This is a genomic window from Streptomyces sp. NPDC035033, assembly GCF_040636735.1.
Taxonomy (GTDB): Bacteria; Actinomycetota; Actinomycetes; order Streptomycetales; family Streptomycetaceae; genus Streptomyces.
The window spans coordinates 1-17429 of sequence record NZ_JBEZUZ010000030.1; the positions used below are offsets into that span (position 1 = coordinate 1).

Consider the following 17429-nt stretch of genomic DNA (forward strand, 5'->3'; position numbering starts at 1 on the left):
GTTAAGCACGCCGCCAGCGTTCGTCCTGAGCCAGGATCAAACTCTCCGTGAATGTGTACCCGTGATCGGGTGCGACACTCGCGTCGAGCCGGGACAGCCGGGCCGGAATAAGGCCCGCCGTCCACAGCGTCCTCGCTGTTTATGTATTTCAAAGGAACCTCGACCAACCGGTAGACCGGCTGGACGGGGTATCAACTAATCTGGCGTTGATTTTTGGCACGCTGTTGAGTTCTCAAGGTGCGGACGCTTCCTTCGGTCCCGATTTCCGCGGGCCCTCCGGGCGCTTCCTTCGTTTCCGACTCTATCAGACCCTTTCGGCGTCCGATTCCCTGTCGGCGGGATTTGTCTTCGCGGCCCTCGGGCCGTTCCGACGTCTCAAACCTTAGCGGATTCCTTCGGCGGCTCATAATCGAGTCGTTCGAATTGAATTTCGGAATGCCGAAACTCATCCCGTGAGGGAGACCGTTCTGGATTGAGGTGCCGCTACCGCGGCGGGATGGTGACCGCAGAACCGTTCCGGCTCTCCGACAACTCGAAGAACTCTACGCGCCCGGACGGGTCGAGTCAACCCCCTCGGTCCCCGGGTCACGGAGCGGCCGGGGGCGCGGGTCGTGGTCACGGGCGGAGGCTGGAGACGACCTCGGCGGTGGCCGCGACTCCGTTGTGGATGGTGGGGGCCATGCTGGTGCCGGCCAGGAAGAAGCCGAGCAGGGCGCAGACCACGGCGTGGGTGATCTTGAGGCCCCCGCTGCGCAGGAAGATCACGGCCAGTACGAGGAGCAGCACCACGACGGAAACGGAAACGGCCATCGCCCTCACGTCCTTCTTCTGCCGCACCGGAATTGCGGCGTTCGGCGGACAGTGTGGCGGAATGGGCGATCCGTCCGGGGGAACGGCGTGGCGGCCATACGGGTGAGATCCGGGTGGGGTCCCGGTGGGACCCAGGTGAGAGCCCGGTGGGATCCGGGTCCCACCCGGGTGGGACCCGGGTGGATCAGCCGCTGCTGGTCTCCCCGGCCGGCAGGCAGTCCTTCCACTCCACCGTGCGGTCGCACCAGCGGTTCAGCAGGACGCGGTCGTGGCCGACGGCGAGGAGGCCGGCGCCGGTCTCCGCCCGGTAGGTCTCGACGGCGGCGACGAGGGCGGCCGTGGTGGAGGCGTCGAGCATGGCGGTCATCTCGTCGCAGACCAGCCAGCGGGGCTTCAGGGTGAGGGCGCGGGCGAGGCAGGCGCGCTGGAGCTGGCCGTCGCTGACGGCGTGGGGGCGGCGGGTCAGGAGTTCGGGGGTGAGGCCGACGGCGGGGGCGAGCTCGGCGACGCGGTCCGCGGCCTCGGCCTTGCGGCCGGTGGCGCGGAGGGGCTCGGCAATGAGGTCGGCGAGGGTCAGGCGGGGGTCGGCGGCGGTGCGGGGCTGCTGGAAGACGACGCCGACGGCGGTGCGCTGGGCGCGGGGGGCGCGGTGGCGCCAGGCGGTGACCTCGGTGCCGTCGAGGACGAGACGGCCGGCGTCGGGGCGGTGGAGGAGGGCGGCGACGCGGGCGAGGGTGGACTTGCCGCAGCCGCTGGGACCGAGGAGGCCGACGGACTCGCCGGGGGCGACCGTGAGGGAGGCGCCGCGGAAGACCGGCTCGCGGGGGTGGTAGCCGGCGGTGACGGAGTCGAGTTCAAGCACGGGGCCGCTCCGGGTGGTGGCAGGCCACGCCGGCGCGGAGGGCCGGGACGGTGGCGCAGAGGTCGGTGGCGCGGGGGCAGCGGGGGGCGAAGGCGCAGCCGTCGGGGAGGTCGGAGAGTTCCGGCGGCATGCCGGGGATGGGGGTGAAGGCCCGGTCGGGGAGGGCGTCGAGGAGGCCGCGGGCGTAGGGGTGGTCGGGGCCGGCGGTGCCGAAGAAGCGGTGGGCGGGGGCGATCTCGACGATCCGTCCGGCGTACATGACGGCGACGCGGTCGGCGATGCGGGCGGCGGCCGTCAGGTCGTGGGTGATGAGGAGGAGGCCGCGGCCGTCGTCGGCGTGGCGGCGCAGTTCGTCGGCGGTGCGCTCGACGAGGTCGCGGTCGAGGCCGGTGGTGGGTTCGTCGGCGAGGAGGAGCGGGGCGTCGCCGATGAGGGCGAGGGCGGTGGCGGCGCGCTGGGCGAGGCCGCCGGAGAGCTCGTGCGGGTAGGCGTCGAGGTGGGTGGCGGGGAAGGCGGCCCGGGCGGCGGCGTCCTCGGCGGCCTCGCGGCGGGCGGAGCGCGGGGTGTCGGTGAGGGCCCGGACGGTCTCCTCCAGGTGCGCCCGTACGGTGCGGACCGGGGTGAGGTGGGCGGCGGGGCTCTGCGGGACGAGGCCGACGCGCCGGCCGCGTATGGAGCGGGCGAGGGTCTTCTCGTCGGCGGTGAGGAGGTCGGTGCCGTCGAGCAGGGCCGTGCCGCCGGTCTCGGCGTTGGCGGGGAGCAGGCCGAGGAGGGCGGAGGCGAGGACGGACTTGCCGCAGCCGGACTCGCCGACGAGGGCGAGGCACTCCCCCGGTGCCAGGTCGAAGTCGGCGTCGGTGACGGCGGCGACGGTGCGGCCGCCGCGGAGGCGGAAGCGGACGGTGAGGCCGCGGACGGTGAGGAGGGCGGACTCGGCGCGTTCGGCGGTGACGGCGTCGAGGGCGCGCGCGACGCGGGCGTTCACAGCATCAGCTCCGATCGGCGGCGGGGGTTGAGGCGGTCGCGCCAGACGCCGGCGAGGCCGGCGATGGCGAGGGTGGGGACGATGAGGAAGAGGCCGGGGAAGAGGGTGGGCCACCAGTCGCCGGCGAGGAGGGAGGAGCGGGCGGACTGGACGAGGTTGCCGAGGCTGGCCTGGTGGCTGGGGAGGCCGAGGCCGAGGAAGGAGAGCGCGGACTCGTGCCACATGGCGTGCGGGACCATCAGGACGGCGGCGAGGCCGGCCTGCGGGAGGACCGCGGGGAGCAGGTGGCGGGTGGCGACGCGGCGGCGGGAGGCGCCGCCGGAGATGGCGGCCTCGATGTGGGGGCGGGTCCGGAGGGAGAGGACCTCGCTGCGGACGATGCGGGCGGTGGAGAGCCAGTGGGTGACCGCGACGGAGGCGATGACGGGCCAGACACCGGGGCGGAAGAGGGCGACGACGAAGATGCCGAGGAGGAGGTGGGGGACGGAGGAGAAGGCGTCGACGAGCCGCATGAGGGTGCGGTCGGTCCAGCCGCCGAGGGCGCCCGCCACGGCGCCGACGGCGGTGCCGAGGACGGTGGCGACGAGGGCGGCGACGAGGCCGACGAGCAGGGAGATCCGCAGGCCGTAGACGCAGCGCAGGAGGAGGTCGCGGCCGACGTCGTCGGTGCCGAAGGGGTGGTCCCAGGAGGGCGGGAGGAGCTTCTGGGAGAGGTCGACGGCCTGTTCGTCGAGCTGGACCAGCGGGGGGACGAGGAGGACGGCGAGGACGACGGCGCCGACGACGAGCGCGGAGGCCCACGGGCGCAGGCGGTGGGTGCGGGGGTCAGCCATCGAAGCCCACCCTCGGGTCGGCGAGGCCGTAGAGGAGGTCGGAGAGGAGGTTGCCGAGGAGGACGGCCGCGGTGGCGAGCACGGTGAGCGCCGCGAGCAGCGGGAAGTCGACGGCGGTGGCGGCCTGGACGGTGGCGGCGGCGATGCCGGGCCAGCTGAAGACGGTCTCCACGAGGAGGGCTCCGGTGATGACTTCGGGCACGCGGGAGCCGATGAGGGTGAGCATCGGGAGCATGCCGGAGCGCAGGGCGTGGCCGGTGAGGACGGTCCGTTCGGCGAGGCCGCGGGCGCGGGCGCCGCGCACCGGGTCCTCGTCGAGGGCGTCGCCGACGCCCTGGCGGACGTACAGGAAGAACCACGGCAGCTGGGAGAGGCCGAGGACGAGGGCGGGCAGGACGAGGTGGCGGGCGACCTGGTCGAAGGTGACGGTGTCGCTGGCGGTGTCGGTGAGGCCGCCGGCGGGCAGGACGCCCAGTTTCAGGGCGAAGAACCAGATGGCGAGGAGGCCGAGCCAGAAGGCGGGGGCGGCTTCCAGGGTGTAGGCGAGGGCGCTGACGGTGCGGTCGAGGAGGCCGCCGCGGCGGCGGCCGGCGAGGACGCCGAGGAGGGTGCCCAGCGCGATGGCCACGGCGAAGGCGGTGGCGGCGAGGAGGACGGACCAGCCGAGGCGTTCGGTGATGACGTCGGCGACGGGGCGGCGCATGACGGCGGAGTCGCCGAGGTCGCCGGTGACGGCGGAGGTGAGCCACTCCCACCAGCGGGTGAGGAGGGGCTGGTCGACGCCGAGGTTGTGGCGGAGCTGGTCGAGGTTCTCCTGCGAGGCGGTGAGGCCGGCGGTGCCGGCGTAGGCCTTGACGGGGTCGAAGGGGGAGGCTTCGGCGACCGCGAAGACGGCCAGGGTGACGCCGAGGAGGACGGGGACGGCGGCGAGGGCGCGCCGTCCCGTCATCCGGGCCATGGCCCCCCAGGGGAGGCGGCGGCTCACTTCTTCGTGTCTCCGGTCTTCTTCGGCTGCCAGGCCTCGACGTTCCACCAGGGGCCGGCGGCGAGGCCGTGGTCGTGGGGTTCGACCTGGGTGGTGAGGGGGGCGCCCTTGGCGTCGGAGGTCCAGGCGTCGTTCACGACGTAGAGGTGGTCGATGTGGGTGAGGAAGGTGTAGCCGGGGTTCTTGACGAGTTCGCGCTGGATCGTGTCGTACGCGGCCTTGCGCTCGGCCGGGTCGTTCGTACGGCGGCCGTCGTCGAGGGCGCGGTCGACGGTCTTGTTGTCGTACCAGGCCATGTTGTTGAAGCCGTCGCCGGCGAGGGTGGACTTGAGCAGGAGGTACTGGTCGAAGTCGGGGTCGCCGGGGGAGCCGCCGCCGGCGAGGACGGCGTCGGTCTTCATGCGGGGTTCGATGACCTCCCAGGTGCCGGCCTGGGTCTTGATCTCGATGCCGGCCTTGCGGGCGTCGGAGGCGTAGGCGAGGGCGTGGTCCTGGCGGAGCTTGTCGCCGGAGAGGTACCAGAGCGGGAAGGAGGCGCGGACGCCGTTCTTGACGCGGACGCCGTCGGGGCCGGGCTTCCAGCCGGCCTCGTCGAGGATCTTCCGGGCGCCGGCGAGGTCGTGGCGGCGCTCGGTGCCCTTCGCGAACCAGGGGCTGTCGGTGGGGACGGGGCCGTAGGCGGGCTTGCCGGCGCCTTCGAGGATCTTGTCGACCATGGTCTGGCGGTCGACGGCGACGTCGAGGGCGCGGCGGACGGCGGTGTCGCCGGTGACGGGGTGGTGGGTGGGGAGGGTGACCGTGCGGTAGTCGTAGGTCTTGGCCGCGTAGGTCCTCTTCCCCTTGTCGTCGCGGAAGCCGGCGGCGAGGTTGGGCGGGAGGATGGCGCCGTCGAGGTCGCCGGCGCGCAGGCGGGTGGCGCGGACGTCGTCGTCCTTGATGATCGCCATGGTGAACTTCTTCACCACGGGGGCGCCGTTCCAGTACTTCGGGTTGGCCTTGAAGCTGAGCTTCTCGCCCTTGGACCAGTCGGTGAGGACGTAGGGGCCGGTGCCGATGGGCTTGGTGGTGAAGGCGCCGGTGTTGACGTCCTGCTTGCCGGCGACGTGCTCGGGGGCGATGGCGTGGACGGTGCGCTCGGCGAAGGGCGCGTAGGGGTACTTGAGGTGGAAGACCACGGTGTCGTCGCCGACGGCCTCGACGCTCTTGAGGGCGTCGAGTTCGGTGCGGGAGGGGTTGTTGGTCTTCGGGTCGAGGATCGTCCGGTAGGTGAAGACGACGTCCTTGGCGGTGAAGGGGGCGCCGTCGCTGAAGGTGACGTCGGTGCGCAGGGTGTACGTGTAGGTCAGTCCGCCGTCGCTGATGTGCGGCAGCTTCACGGCGAGGGCCGGCTTCAGCTTCATGTCGGCGTCGAAGGCGAGCAGGCCGTCGAAGATCTTCGAGTTGCCGTCCTTGCCGTAGCCGAGGAGCGGGCTGAGGGTGTCGGGCTCGTAGGCGATGCCGACGACCGCGGAGTCCTTGGGTCCGCCGGTGCCGGTGGTGCCGGCGCCGGGGTTGGTGCAGGCCGCGGTCGCGAGGGCGAGGGCCCCCGTGGCTATCGCGGCGGTCGCGCGGCGGACGGATCGGGCGGCCATCGGGTCCACACCCCTTTTTGAAGATCAACAGTTATTGCGAACAGCATGCAATTAAACCGCATGGGTGAGTCCGGGCTCCTGACGGGGTAGGCCGCCGCGGACACCGACGACAGCCGGAGGGGCGATGAGCGACGTGGACGAGGGCGGGGCGGCGGAGCCGGTCGAGGGGCAGGCCGTGCTGGGGGCGGCCGAGCTCTTCGACGGGGTGGGGCTCGACTACGAGCGGGCCTTCGGGAGGCTGCCCGCCCAGCTCGCGGCGGTCGACTGGCTGATCGGGCGGCTCTCCCCCGGCTCCCGGGTCCTGGACGTCGGCAGCGGTACGGGGCGGCCGGTCGCCGCGCTGCTCGCCGCCGCGGGGCACGAGGTGACCGGGATCGACGTCTCCCGGACGATGGTCGAGCTGGCCCGGGCGCGGGTGCCCGGGGCGCGGTTCGAGCGGGTCGACGTGCGGGAGCACATCCCGCCGGAGGAGGGGTACGACGCCGTGTGCGCCTTCTTCCCGCTGCTGATGATGGACCGGAAGGAGCAGGTCGCCGCCCTGCGGCGGATGGCCTCCTGGCTGGTGCCGGGCGGACTGCTGGTGTCGGCGACGGTTCCGGCGGACGTCGAGGGTCTGGAGATCACCTGGATGGGGCGCCGGGCGCGGGTCTCCAGCTTCTCCGCCGACGCGTACCTGGCGCTGCTGCGGGAGGAGTGCGGTCTGGAGGTACTCCACCACGAGCTGTCGGTCTTCACGCCCGAGGTGCCGGGCGGGGAGCCCGAGGAGCACCTGTTCTGCTCCGCGCGCCGCGGGGCGGGCGCGGGCGGGTGAGGCGGCCGGGGCCCGCGGCCCCGGCCGCCCGGTGGCGCGTCAGGCCGGGGCGGGGAGGTCCGCCAGGTCGGCGATGACGTCCTGGTGGTGGCCGGCCGAGCCCAGGGCGAGCTGGTCGGCCTTGGCGCGCTTGAGCGCCAGGTGGGCCGGGTGCTCCCAGGTCATGCCGATGCCGCCGTGCAGCTGGACGCACTCCTCGGCCGCGCGGACGGCGACCCCGGAGCAGTACGCCTGGGCCACGGCCACCGTCAGTTCGGCGTCGGCCGCGCCGGTGGCGAGGGCGTCGGCGGCGGCCGGGGCGGCCGCCCGGGCCCCGACCAGGTCCAGCCAGAGGCGGGCCATCCGGTGCTTGAGCGCCTGGAAGGAGCCCACCGGCCGGTTGAACTGGTACCGCTCCTTGGTGTGCCGGACGGTCTCCTCCAGGCACCACTCGGCGAGTCCCAGCTGCTCGGAGGCGAGCAGTCCGGCTCCGGCGAGGAGGCCGCGGCGGACCGCGGCCCGTGCCTCCCCGGCCGGCGCCAGGAGGGTGCCGGCGGCTCCGTCGGCGTCGACGGTGGCGAGCGGGCGGGTGAGGTCGAGCGGGGTGAGCGGGGTGACGACGGCCTCGGCGGCGGGCACGACGTACAGGCCGTCGGGGCGGGGCACGAGGAGGACGTCGGCGGCCTGCGCGTCGGCGACGGCCCGGACGGGGCCGGTGACCTCGAAGGCGGTGCGGGGCGCCGTGGTGAAGGGGACCGCCAGGACGGCGGTCCGCTCCCCGGAGGCGAGCTCCGCGAGCAGGCCGGCCGCCGGGCCGTCCGCCGCGGCGAGGGCGAGCAGGGTCTCGGTGGCGACCACCGCGCCGGTGAGGTACGGGGCCGGGGTCACCGCGCGGCCCAGCTCCTCCAGGACCACCGCGGCCTCCCGGTGGCTCGCGCCCTGGCCGCCCAGCTTCTCGGGGACGAGCAGCCCGGCGGCGCCGATGCCGGAGGCGAGCGCGGGCCAGAGGCCGGCGGGGTAGGGGTCCCCGGTCTCGACGCGGTCCAGGAGCGCCTGGTGCCCGGCCCGGTCGGTGAGCAGGGAGCGGACGGCGTCCCGGAGGGCGTCCTCGGTGTCGGAGTACAGGAGGTCCGGCTCGTGGCTCATCGGGCGAGGTCCTTCCAGGGGACGTCCTTGTCGTTGCGGGGCTCCGGCGGGAGTCCGAGGACCCGCTCGGCGACGATGTTGAGCAGCACCTCGCTGGTGCCGCCCTCGATCGAGTTGCCCTTGGAGCGCAGGTAGCGGTAGCCCGCGTCGCGCCCGGTGAAGTCGACCAGTTCGGGGCGGCGCATGGTCCAGTCCTCGTAGAGCAGGCCGTCGTCGGCGAGGAGTTCGACCTCCAGGCCGCTGATGGCCTGGTTGAGGCGGGCGAAGCCGAGCTTCATGGCGCTGCCCTCGGGGCCGGGCTGGCCGGCGACGAGCTGCTGGCGCAGCCGTTCGCCGGTGAGCCGGGCCACCTCGGCCTCCGTCCAGAGCGCGAGGAGGCGGCGGTGGAGGGCGTGGGTGCGCAGGTCGGGGCGGTCGCGCCAGACGGCGGCGGCCTTGCCGATCATGCCGCCCTCGCGGGGGACGCGGGCGCCGCCGATGGAGACCCGCTCGTTCATGAGGGTGGTCTGGGCGACCCGCCAGCCGTCGCCGACCTCGCCGAGGCGGTGGGCGTCGGGGATGCGGACGCCGGTGAGGAAGACCTCGTTGAACTCGGCCTCGCCGGTGATCTGGCGCAGCGGCCGGACCTCGACGCCGGGGTCGGTCATGTCGCAGACGAAGTAGGTGATGCCGCGGTGCTTGGGCAGGTCGGGGTCGGTGCGGGCGATGAGGATGGCCCAGCGGGCGGTGTGGGCGCTGGAGGTCCACACCTTCTGTCCGTCGACGATCCAGTCGCCGGTGGCCTCGTCGCGGACCGCGCGGGTGGAGAGGGCGGCGAGGTCGGAGCCGGCGCCGGGCTCGCTGAAGAGCTGGCACCAGACCTCCTCGCCGGTCCACAGGGGCTTCAGGAAGCGGGCCTTGACCTCGTCGGAGCCGTAGGCGAGGAGGGTGGGGGCGGCCATGCCGAGGCCGATGCCGATGCGGCGGGGGTCGTTGTCGGGGGCGCCGGCGGCGGCGAGTTCGGCGTCGACGACGGCCTGGAGGGAGCGGGGGGCGCCGAGTCCGCCGAGGCCCTCGGGGTAGTGGACCCAGGCGAGTCCGGCGTCGAAGCGGGCCCGGAGGAAGTCGGGCCGGTCGGTGGTGGCGGGCGGGTGCTCGGCGAGCAGCGCCCGGGTGCGCGCCTGGAGTTCGGCGGCGTCGGTCATGCGCGGGTTCCTTCCGGGAGGACGACGAGGCGGCCGGTGGTGGTGCCGTCGGCGACGCGCTGGACGGCGTCGGCCGCGCCGGCGAAGGGGACGCGTTCGGCGACGAGGGGCTTGACGACGCCCTTGGCGGTCAGGGCGGTGAGGGCGTCGTGGCACCGGACGACCAGGCCCGGGTCGCGCTGGGCGTACAGGCCCCAGTGGAGGCCCTGGATCGAGTAGTTCTTCACCAGGGCGTGGTTGAGGGCGGGGGCGGGGACGGTGCCGCTCGCGAAGCCGACGACGACGATCCGGCCCTCGAAGGCGACGCACTTGGCGGACTGCTGGTACGCCTCGCCGCCGACGGGGTCGTAGATCACGTCGGCGCCGCGGCCGCCGGTGGCGGCCTTGACGGCGGCGACGACGTCCTCGGAGCGGCGGTCGATCACGAGGTCGCAGCCGAGGGCGCGGGCGACGGCGGCCTTGGCGGGTCCGCCGACGACGCCGATGACGGTGGCTCCGGCGGCCTTGCCGAGCTGGACGGCGGCGCTGCCGACGCCTCCGGCGGCGGCGTGCACGAGGAGGGTCTCGCCCTCCTGGAGGGCGGCGCGGCGGTGGAGTCCGAACCAGCCGGTCTGGTAGCCGATGTGGAGGGCGGCGGCCTCGGCGTCGTCGAGGGCGTCGGGGGCCGGGAGCAGGCCGGCGGCGTCGGCGAGGGCGTGCTCGGCGAAGCCGCCGTGCGGGAGGGCGGCGGTGGTGACGACCCGGCGGCCGTCCTCGGTCTCGCCGCAGATCTCGACGCCGGGGGTGAAGGGCAGCGGGGGCCGGACCTGGTAGTGGCCGCGGCAGAGCAGCGCGTCGGGGAAGTTGACGTTGGCGGCGCGGACCCTGAGGCGGACCTGGCCGGGGCCGGGTTCGGGGAGGTCCACCTCCTCGCGGCGCATCACCGCGCCGGGTTCGCCGTTCTCGTGCACTCGCCATGCCTGCATCCGTCGAGCCTCCGTCCGTACCGAGCGGTCGGCCGCATACTAAGCGGTCGCTTGCCCCTGGGGGAACCACCTGGCCTCGGAACCGGCCGGCCGAGGCGGTTCAGCCGGACTTCCTGGGCCGCGCCCGTACGTGCATCCGCTCGCCCTGGGGTCCGTACAGGCTCAGGAACTCCACCGGCCCGTCGGCGGTGGGCCCGAACCAGTGCGGCACCCGGGTGTCGAACTCGGCGGCCTCGCCGGCCGTCAGCACCACGTCGTGCTCGCCCAGGACGAGCCGCAGCTTCCCGGAGAGCACGTACAGCCACTCGTACCCCTCGTGGACCCGGGGGTCCGGCTGCTCGGACGCCTTCTCCTGGACCACCTTGTACGCCTGGAGGCCGCCGGGCTGGCGGGTGAGCGGGTACATGGTGCGGCCGTGCCGGACGATCGGCCGGGCCCGCACCCTCGGGTCGCCGACCGGCGGGGCGCCGACCAGCTCGTCCAGCGGGACCTGGTGGGCGCGGGCGAGCGGCAGGAGCAGTTCGAGGCTGGGCCTGCGCTGCCCCGACTCCAGCCGGGAGAGGGTGGAGACGGAGATGCCGGTGGCGGCGGAGAGCTCGGCGAGGGTCACCCCGCGGTCGCGGCGGACCCGGCGCAGGCGGGGGCCGACCTCGGTGAGCACGGCGTCGATGCGGTCGTCCTCGGCCCTGCGGGCGGTTTTCTCGGTCATGCGTCCAGTGTTGCAGGAACGGCAAGTTTCCTTGCCGGAATCCCGGTCTCGGAGCACGCTCGCGGCATGAACGCACACACGGACGGCAACAGCGGCTACGAGGTCGTGGTGGTCGGCGGCGGCGCGGCCGGGCTCAGCGCCGGGCTGGTCCTCGGCCGGTCCCGGCGGCGCACCCTGGTCGTCGACGGGGGCGCGCCGCGCAACGCGCCCAGCGCGCACATGCAGGGCTACCTCTCGCGGGACGGGATGAGCCCGGCGGAGTTCCTGGCGGCCGGCCGCCGCGAACTCCTCGCGTACGGGGTCGAGGTCCGGCACGGCGAGGTGACGGCGGCGGTCCCGGACGGCGACGGCTTCGCCCTGACGCTCGCGGACGGCACCGGGCTGACGGCCCGGCGCCTGGTGGTGGCCACCGGCCTCGTGGACGAGCTGCCGGAGATCGAGGGCCTGGCCGCGCGGTGGGGCCGGGACGTGCTGCACTGCCCGTACTGCCACGGCTGGGAGGTCCGCGACCGGTCCTTCGGGGTCCTCGCGCACCCGGCGATGCCCGCGCACCAGGCGCTGACGGTCTCGCAGTGGTCCTCCGACGTGACCCTCTTCCTGAACGGCGCGGAGCTCGGCGGGCAGGACGCGCGGCTGCTCGCCGCGGCGGGCGTGCGGACCGTGGAGGGCTCCGTCGAGGGGGTCGCCGTCGAGGACGACCGGCTGACCGGGGTGCGGCTCGCCGACGGCCGGACCGTCGGCTGCGAGGTGCTCTTCGCGGCGGGGACGCGGCTCCTCCCCCGCGACGGGGTGCTGCGGCGGCTCGGCGCGGAGCCGTACGAGACCCCGTTCGGCTCCTTCGTGAAGGTGGACGAGACCGGGCGGACGAGCGTGCCGGGCGTCTGGGCGGCGGGGAACGTGACCGGTCCGGCCGAGCAGGTCGTCAACGCGGCCGCCCTGGGCTACCGGGCCGGCGTGGCGATCAACGCCGAGCTGCTGGCGGACGACCTGGCGGCGAAGGCGGCCGGCCTCGCCGGCTGACGGGTCCGCCGGTCGGATGAACCGGCCCGGCAGCGGTCGCGGCGCCCGGACGCAGGCCCGAGGATCGGCCATGGTGGCCGGAATCAGGCCCGGACGCAGGACGACGGAAGGACGGCACCGCCCCATGCTCGGCACCCAGTACACCCAGGGCTCCCCCTGCTGGATCGACCTCGGCAGCCCGGACACCGCCGCCGCCGCGGACTTCTACGCCGCCGTGTTCGGCTGGGAGCACCGCCCGGCGGGGCCGGAGGCCGACGGGTACGGCTTCTTCCAGCAGGACGGCGCGACCGTCGCCGCGCTCGGCCCGCTCACCGAGGAGGGCGCGAGGAGCGCCTGGACGGTGTACTTCCGGACCTCGGACGCGGACACGGCCCAGATGGTCACGGCCGCCGAGGGCGGCCGGGTCCGGGTCCGGGCCATGGACGTGATGGACGCGGGACGGATGGCCGCCCTCACCGACCCGGCCGGGGCCGAGTTCGCCGTCTGGCAGCCGGGGTCGGTGAAGGGCCTGGACCGCACCTCCTCGCGGAACGCCCTCGTCTGGGTGGAGCTCCACACGCCCGACCCGGAGGCCGCGCTCGCCTTCTACGACTCGCTCTTCGAGTGGCGGTGGGCGGAGATGGCGGCGCCCGGCATGACGTACCGGGTGATCTCCACCGCCGAGGGCGACCAGGAGGACGCCTCCTTCGGCGGCGCCGCCGAACTCCAGGACTCCGGGGAGCGGCCCCGCTGGGTCCCCTACTTCGAGGTGGCGGACGCCGACGCGACGGCGGACGCGGTGACCGCCTCGGGCGGCGGGGTCCTGCTCCCGCCCGCGGACATCCCGGACGTCGGCCGCCTCGCCTGGTTCGCCGACCCCTTCGGCGCCGAGTTCGCCGTCCTGAAGCCGGCGCCGATGGGCTGACGGGGCCCGTCCGTCAGCCGGTTTCAGCGGGGGAAGACCTCGAAGGTCACCGCCGGGCGGCCGCCGAAGCGGGCGGCGGCGCGGCTCGTGGTGGCGGTGACGAACTCGCGGACGTACTCCTCCGGGTCCTGGTCCGTCAGGGCCTCGATGTAGGCGCGGTGGCAGAGGAGGGACTCGATCGCGCGCTCCAGGCCGGGGCCTGCGTCGACGGCGTGGGTCGGGGTGGCGGAGGCGGCGACGGCGACCCGGCGGACGCCGTCCCAGGGCTCCAGGCCGGCCTCGCCGAGCTCGGGGAAGATCCAGCGGTTGCCCGCGTCCGCCGCCGCGTCGAGGGTGGCGCGGCCGACCGCCACGTGGTCGGGGGTGTTCCGGGGCGCGCCCGGTCCGTCGCCCCAGGTGTCGCGGTGGTTGAGGGTGATGACGAGGTCGGGGCGGTGGCGGCGGATCGCGGCCGCGATGTCGCGGCGCAGCGCGGTGCCGTACTCGACGACGCCGTCGCGGTGGTCGAGGAACTCGACGGTGCCGACGCCGACGGCGGCGGCGCTCGCCCGCTGCTCGCGCTCGCGCAGCGGGGCGCAGACGTCGGGGGCGAGCGTGTCGATCCCGGCCTCGCCCCGGGTGACCAGCAGGTAGACGACCTCCTTGCCGGCGTCGGTCCAGCTCGCGACGGCGGCCGCGCAGCCGTACTCCAGGTCGTCGGGGTGGGCGACGACGGCGAGGGCGCGCTGCCAGTCGCCGGGCAGCTCCGGCAGGTCGGTGGCTTCGGTGTCGATCATGCCCGCAGGATACGGGCCGCGTCGGCGCCGGGCGGGCGGAACGCTCCGCTGAGGATGACGGAGCGTGAGATGTGGCGCGGCCGGTCGGGGTTGAGGCCGCGCCGGGCGGCGAGGGCGACGGCGAGCCGCTGGGCGCGGACCAGGGCGGCGACCGGGTCGACGGCGTCCGCGGTGAACAGGGCGCCGGTGGACTCGACTTCCTCGCGCAGCCCGGCCGGGACGGGGCCGACGCACCAGACGAGGCTGGTGCGGTCGCTGACGCTGATCGGCCCGTGCCGGTACTCCATCGCGGCGTACGACTCCGTCCAGACGCGGGCCACTTCGCGGAGTTTGAGGGCCGCCTCGTCGGCGATCCCGACGGTCCAGCCGGTGCCGAGGAAGGTGAACTGGGAGCGCCGCTCCCAGGCCGGCGGGAGGGGCTCGTACAGGGCGAGTTCGGCGTCGGCGACGGAGGGGGCGAGGTCCACGCCGAGCCCGGCGCGCAGGAGTTGGAGGGTGGTGGTGGCGAACCGGGTCTGGACGACGGAGCGTTCGTCGGCGAAGGAGAGGTCCACGACGTGGTCGGCGAGCCGGCCGGCGGGGCTGTCCGGGACGCCGGTGAGGACGAGCGTGGGGATCCGGCCGGCCGCGCCCGCCAGCAGGTCGGCGACCTCGGTGGTCGTGCCGGAGCGGGTGAGGGCGACGATCCGGTCGTAGCCCCGGCCGAGCGGGGTCCGCTCGGAGGCGGGGAAGGCGTCGGTCTCGCCCGCGCCGAGCGATTCCCGCAGGGCCGCGTAGGCGCGGGCGATCAGGTACGAGGTGCCGCAGCCGACGACGGCGATCCGTTCGCCGGGTCCGGGCAGCCGGTCGGCGAGCGGCCCGGCGAGGGCGGCGGCGCGGCGCCAGCAGTCGGGCTGTCCGGCGATCTCGGCGGTGACGTGTGCGCTCATGGGCCGAGTTGTAGCGGCCCGCCGCGGGGGCGGGCCATGGGCGATCGGGGCCCGGCGCTTGGACTTTCGCGCGCCGGGCCCCGCCGCGTACCGCCGGGCCCGGACCCGTCCCGTACGGCTCCGCGTCGGGGTTCGCCGCGTCAGAGTTCGCCGCGTCAGAGTTCGTCGCGGGAGAGGGCGAGGAGCCGGTCGAGGACGCGGGGGCCGCCGGCGCGGACGCCGTCGTGCTCGAACTCGTCGGTGACCCAGGTCCGCAGGCCGCGGATCGCGGCGGCGGTCTCCAGCGAGTGGGCGGTGTCGACGTACATGTCGTCGTGGTAGACGGCGGCGGCCACCGGCACCCGGTTGGCGGCGAGGCGCTCGGGGTCGTACAGCGGGGTCCAGTCGTCGCGCCGGGCGAGGAGTTCGGCGGTCTCGCGCAGCGGGCGGAGGGCGGGGTCGGTGGTGAAGTGCCAGGGGTGGACGGTCTCGCCGGTGAGCAGGACGGGCGCGCCGGAGGCGAGGGCGCCGGCGGCGTCGAACTCGGGGAAGTCCGCGCGGACCCGTTCGGCGGCCCAGTCGGTGGGGCCCTGGCCCTGGGCGTAGATGGCCTCGTGGAGGACGGCGTAGAGCGGGTGGCCCGCGTACGAGAGGTGGCCCTGGACCTGCTCCAGGAAGGCGTCGGCGAGGGCGGGCCCGGCGGGGGTGGGCACGAAGGCGCCCTCCAGGAGGTGGTGGAGCTGGTGGGTGCCGTCTCCGGAGCCGAGGAGGATGCCGAGGGACTGGAAGGCCTCCGCGGTGAGGAGCCCGCCGCCGGGGAGGACGACCTCGTGCTCCAGGAGGTGGGCGGCGATCGCGCGGACGCGTTCGGCGTCGCGCGGGTAGCGGGCGAAGTGGGCCTCGTTCTTGCGCCGGATCCGGGGGTAGGCGGCGGCGTAGACCTCGTCGGCGGTGGCGTCGAGGGACGGCAGGCCGCCGGTGATCAGGACCCGCTCCAGGCCCTCGGGGGCGGTGGAGAGGTAGTGGACGGCGCAGAAGCCGCCGAAGCTCTGGCCGAGGACGGTCCAGGGGGCGCCGCCGGTGAGCCGGCGGCGGATCAGTTCGCAGTCCCCGACGATGGAGTCGGCGCGGAAGCGCGCGAGGTAGTCGGCCTGGGCGGCGGCGTCGCCGCGCAGCGGGAGGGTCTGGCGGTTGGCGGGGGTGGAGCGGCCGGTGCCGCGCTGGTCGAGCAGGAGGACCCGGAACTCGCGGACGGCCCGGTCGATCCAGGCCTGCCGGCCGATGAAGCGGCGGGCGCCGAAGCCGGGGCCGCCCTCCAGGTAGAGCAGCCAGGGGCGCCGCTCGCGCTCGGCGTCGCTCGTTCCGGCCGCGACGATCTCGCGGCCGTACACCTCGATCATCTCGCCGTCGGGGCGGGCGTGGTCGAGGGGGACGGGGAAGTGGTGGTCGGTGACGACGACGCCGGGCTGGCGGTAGGTGGTCAACGGTGCTCCTGCTGCTGGTCCTGCTCCGTGCTCCCCCGTCCGCACAGTGGATCACAGTCGGCCGCCGGCCGTCTCCCCGGCCCGCCCGCGCGCCCCCGTCAGCTCTGCATCACCGCGATGACGTTGCCGGCGGGGTCGGTGAACCAGGCGATGCCCTTCGGGCCGCCCTCGCCCTCGCCGGGCCGTACGACGCCCTTCTCGTCGGCCTCGAAGCCGGGGTAGCGCTCGAAGGTCGCGCCGCGCCCCACCAGGTCGTCGACGGCCCGGTCGATGTCGTCGACCTCGAAGTTGAGGATCGTGAAGGAGGCGGGGGCGTGGTCCTCCTTGGGGTAGACGAAGACCCGGGCCCCGCCCGGCAGGGTCAGGAACAGCATCCGCATGTCCCCGGTCCCGCTGTCCTCCACGGTCAGGCCGAGCGTGTCGCCGTAGAAGTGCCGGGCGGCGTCCAGGTCGTCGACCGAGAAGCTGCTGTACGCCGTCGTCTCGCCGAACATGGCGTGCTCCCTTCCGGGGCCCCGGGCGGGGCTCCCCTTCCAGGATCCGCCCGTCCGGGGCGGGGCGCCCGGGCGGCCGGGCTCAGGGCGCGACCGGCAGCTGCCGCTTGTGCTCGGTGAGGTCGTAGCGGCGGACGATCGAGGCGTAGGCGGACTCGCCGACCGGCTTGCCCTCCAGGAAGTCGTCGATGTCGTCGTAGGTGACGCCGAGCGCGTCCTCGTCGGGCTTGCCCGGGTCGAGGGTCTCCAGGTCGGCGGTCGGGACCTTCCAGACCAGGGAGTCGGGGGCGCCGAGCGCGGCGGCGACGGCGCGGACGCGGCGCTTGGTGAGGCCGGTGAGCGGGACGAGGTCGGCGGCGCCGTCGCCGAACTTGGTGAAGAAGCCGGAGACGGCCTCGGCGGCGTGGTCGGTGCCGACGACCAGGCCGTCGTGGGCGCCGGCGACCGCGTACTGGGCGATCATGCGCTGGCGGGCCTTGATGTTGCCGTGCACGAAGTCCTGGTGGTGGGCGTCGCGGAAGGCGACCCCGGCGGCCAGGGCGGCGTCGAGGGCGGCGTCGCTGGCCGCCTTGACGTCGACGGTGAGGACCTGGTCGGCGCGGATGAAGTCGAGGGCGGTCTGCGCGTCCCGCTCGTCGGCCTGGACGCCGTACGGCAGGCGCATGGCGTAGAAGGTCGCCTCGTGGCCGGCGGCGCGGGCGCGCTCGACGGCGAGCTGGCAGAGGCGGCCGGCGGTGGTGGAGTCGACGCCGCCGCTGATGCCGAGGACGAGGGAGCGCAGTCCGGTGGTGGTGAGGCGCTCGGTGAGGAAGGCCACCCGGCGCTCGATCTCGGCGGCCGGGTCGAAGGTCTCGGAGACCTGGAGCTCCCGGGCGATCTGCTGCTGGCGGGCGGTGGGCGCCGGGTCGGTCACGGAAATCTCCTCGTGGGGACGGGTACGGGC

18 protein-coding genes are annotated in these 17429 nt (G+C 74.7%); 3 read left to right on the forward strand and 15 right to left on the reverse strand.

Going from position 1 to position 17429, the window contains the following annotated elements; genetic code table 11:
- Positions 1-615: 615 nt before the first annotated feature.
- The 6 genes from AB0E83_RS15015 to AB0E83_RS15040 form a co-directional block, all read right to left on the reverse strand.
- Entirely contained in the window at positions 616-810 is a 195-nt protein-coding gene (locus tag AB0E83_RS15015; RefSeq protein WP_282692783.1) for a hypothetical protein, read from the reverse strand.
- A 184-nt stretch (positions 811-994) separates the two neighbouring features.
- Complete coding sequence (locus AB0E83_RS15020) at positions 995-1672, reverse strand: ATP-binding cassette domain-containing protein (protein ID WP_362110453.1); 678 nt, start codon at positions 1670-1672, stop codon at positions 995-997.
- Positions 1665-2657: an ABC transporter ATP-binding protein gene (locus AB0E83_RS15025; protein ID WP_362110456.1), complete on the reverse strand. Its 993-nt coding sequence runs from the start codon at positions 2655-2657 to the stop codon at positions 1665-1667. Before AB0E83_RS15025 ends, AB0E83_RS15020 begins: the two co-directional genes overlap by 8 nt.
- The gene (locus AB0E83_RS15030; protein ID WP_362110459.1) at positions 2654-3490 is read right to left on the reverse strand and encodes an ABC transporter permease; all 837 of its coding nucleotides are present in this window, start codon (positions 3488-3490) and stop codon (positions 2654-2656) included. The genes AB0E83_RS15025 and AB0E83_RS15030 overlap by 4 nt, the downstream gene beginning before the upstream one ends.
- Positions 3483-4475 (reverse strand): ABC transporter permease, encoded by a 993-nt coding sequence (locus tag AB0E83_RS15035; protein WP_362110462.1) that lies wholly within the window; start codon positions 4473-4475, stop codon positions 3483-3485. The genes AB0E83_RS15030 and AB0E83_RS15035 overlap by 8 nt, the downstream gene beginning before the upstream one ends.
- Positions 4472-6106, reverse strand: a complete 1635-nt coding sequence (locus AB0E83_RS15040) for an ABC transporter substrate-binding protein (protein ID WP_362110465.1) — start codon at positions 6104-6106, stop codon at positions 4472-4474. The genes AB0E83_RS15035 and AB0E83_RS15040 overlap by 4 nt, the downstream gene beginning before the upstream one ends.
- A 124-nt stretch (positions 6107-6230) precedes the next feature.
- Here AB0E83_RS15040 and AB0E83_RS15045 point away from each other — a divergent pair, with 124 nt between their 5' ends.
- Entirely contained in the window at positions 6231-6917 is a 687-nt protein-coding gene (locus AB0E83_RS15045; RefSeq protein ID WP_362110468.1) for a class I SAM-dependent methyltransferase, read from the forward strand.
- Between the two features lie 39 nt (positions 6918-6956).
- Here AB0E83_RS15045 and AB0E83_RS15050 read toward each other — a convergent pair whose 3' ends face one another.
- From AB0E83_RS15050 to AB0E83_RS15065, 4 genes are all read right to left on the reverse strand, one after another.
- Entirely contained in the window at positions 6957-8042 is a 1086-nt protein-coding gene (locus AB0E83_RS15050; RefSeq protein WP_362110471.1) for an acyl-CoA dehydrogenase family protein, read from the reverse strand.
- Complete coding sequence (locus AB0E83_RS15055; RefSeq protein ID WP_362110474.1) at positions 8039-9226, reverse strand: acyl-CoA dehydrogenase family protein; 1188 nt, start codon at positions 9224-9226, stop codon at positions 8039-8041. The genes AB0E83_RS15050 and AB0E83_RS15055 overlap by 4 nt, the downstream gene beginning before the upstream one ends.
- A complete protein-coding gene (locus AB0E83_RS15060; protein WP_362110477.1) occupies positions 9223-10191 on the reverse strand; it encodes an NADPH:quinone oxidoreductase family protein in 969 nt (322 codons plus the stop codon). The genes AB0E83_RS15055 and AB0E83_RS15060 overlap by 4 nt, the downstream gene beginning before the upstream one ends.
- Before the next feature lie 100 nt (positions 10192-10291).
- Positions 10292-10900 (reverse strand): XRE family transcriptional regulator, encoded by a 609-nt coding sequence (locus AB0E83_RS15065; protein WP_362110480.1) that lies wholly within the window; start codon positions 10898-10900, stop codon positions 10292-10294.
- 66 nt (positions 10901-10966) lie between these two features.
- Here AB0E83_RS15065 and AB0E83_RS15070 point away from each other — a divergent pair, with 66 nt between their 5' ends.
- Positions 10967-11920 carry an NAD(P)/FAD-dependent oxidoreductase gene (locus AB0E83_RS15070; protein ID WP_362110483.1) on the forward strand — a complete coding sequence of 318 codons (954 nt, stop codon included), beginning with the start codon at positions 10967-10969 and terminating at the stop codon, positions 11918-11920.
- Between the two features lie 124 nt (positions 11921-12044).
- On the forward strand, positions 12045-12824 hold the full coding sequence (locus AB0E83_RS15075) for a VOC family protein (protein WP_362110486.1): 780 nt from the start codon (positions 12045-12047) through the stop codon (positions 12822-12824).
- A gap of 23 nt (positions 12825-12847) precedes the next feature.
- On the opposite strand, the gene AB0E83_RS15080 is transcribed toward AB0E83_RS15075, so the two are convergent.
- The 5 genes from AB0E83_RS15080 to nadE all read right to left on the reverse strand — a co-directional run bounded on the left by AB0E83_RS15080 (position 12848) and on the right by nadE (position 17399).
- Positions 12848-13600 (reverse strand): PIG-L deacetylase family protein, encoded by a 753-nt coding sequence (locus AB0E83_RS15080; protein WP_362110488.1) that lies wholly within the window; start codon positions 13598-13600, stop codon positions 12848-12850.
- A complete protein-coding gene (locus AB0E83_RS15085; RefSeq protein WP_362110491.1) occupies positions 13597-14529 on the reverse strand; it encodes an SIS domain-containing protein in 933 nt (310 codons plus the stop codon). Before AB0E83_RS15085 ends, AB0E83_RS15080 begins: the two co-directional genes overlap by 4 nt.
- Positions 14530-14684: 155 nt before the next feature.
- Positions 14685-15992, reverse strand: coding sequence for an alpha/beta fold hydrolase (locus AB0E83_RS15090; RefSeq protein ID WP_362110493.1), 1308 nt, complete (start codon positions 15990-15992; stop codon positions 14685-14687).
- A 98-nt stretch (positions 15993-16090) separates the two neighbouring features.
- Complete coding sequence (locus AB0E83_RS15095) at positions 16091-16486, reverse strand: VOC family protein (protein WP_362110495.1); 396 nt, start codon at positions 16484-16486, stop codon at positions 16091-16093.
- Positions 16487-16568: 82 nt separating this feature from the next.
- The gene (nadE, locus tag AB0E83_RS15100) at positions 16569-17399 is read right to left on the reverse strand and encodes an ammonia-dependent NAD(+) synthetase (RefSeq protein WP_362110498.1); all 831 of its coding nucleotides are present in this window, start codon (positions 17397-17399) and stop codon (positions 16569-16571) included.
- Positions 17400-17429 lie beyond the last annotated feature (30 nt).

What these genes read in the sequence shown, in the direction of transcription:
- AB0E83_RS15080 (WP_362110488.1), bottom strand. Translation starts at nt 13,600, where the DNA reads ATGATCGACACCGAAGCCACCGACCTGCCGGAGCTGCCCGGCGACTGG.
- AB0E83_RS15050 (WP_362110471.1), bottom strand. Translation starts at nt 8,042, where the DNA reads ATGAGCCACGAGCCGGACCTCCTGTACTCCGACACCGAGGACGCCCTC.
- AB0E83_RS15015 (WP_282692783.1), bottom strand. Translation starts at nt 810, where the DNA reads ATGGCCGTTTCCGTTTCCGTCGTGGTGCTGCTCCTCGTACTGGCCGTG.
- AB0E83_RS15030 (WP_362110459.1), bottom strand. Translation starts at nt 3,490, where the DNA reads ATGGCTGACCCCCGCACCCACCGCCTGCGCCCGTGGGCCTCCGCGCTC.
- AB0E83_RS15060 (WP_362110477.1), bottom strand. Translation starts at nt 10,191, where the DNA reads ATGCAGGCATGGCGAGTGCACGAGAACGGCGAACCCGGCGCGGTGATG.
- AB0E83_RS15040 (WP_362110465.1), bottom strand. Translation starts at nt 6,106, where the DNA reads ATGGCCGCCCGATCCGTCCGCCGCGCGACCGCCGCGATAGCCACGGGG.
- AB0E83_RS15095 (WP_362110495.1), bottom strand. Translation starts at nt 16,486, where the DNA reads ATGTTCGGCGAGACGACGGCGTACAGCAGCTTCTCGGTCGACGACCTG.
- AB0E83_RS15045 (WP_362110468.1), top strand. Translation starts at nt 6,231, where the DNA reads ATGAGCGACGTGGACGAGGGCGGGGCGGCGGAGCCGGTCGAGGGGCAG.
- AB0E83_RS15055 (WP_362110474.1), bottom strand. Translation starts at nt 9,226, where the DNA reads ATGACCGACGCCGCCGAACTCCAGGCGCGCACCCGGGCGCTGCTCGCC.
- AB0E83_RS15065 (WP_362110480.1), bottom strand. Translation starts at nt 10,900, where the DNA reads ATGACCGAGAAAACCGCCCGCAGGGCCGAGGACGACCGCATCGACGCC.
- AB0E83_RS15075 (WP_362110486.1), top strand. Translation starts at nt 12,045, where the DNA reads ATGCTCGGCACCCAGTACACCCAGGGCTCCCCCTGCTGGATCGACCTC.
- AB0E83_RS15085 (WP_362110491.1), bottom strand. Translation starts at nt 14,529, where the DNA reads ATGAGCGCACACGTCACCGCCGAGATCGCCGGACAGCCCGACTGCTGG.
- AB0E83_RS15070 (WP_362110483.1), top strand. Translation starts at nt 10,967, where the DNA reads ATGAACGCACACACGGACGGCAACAGCGGCTACGAGGTCGTGGTGGTC.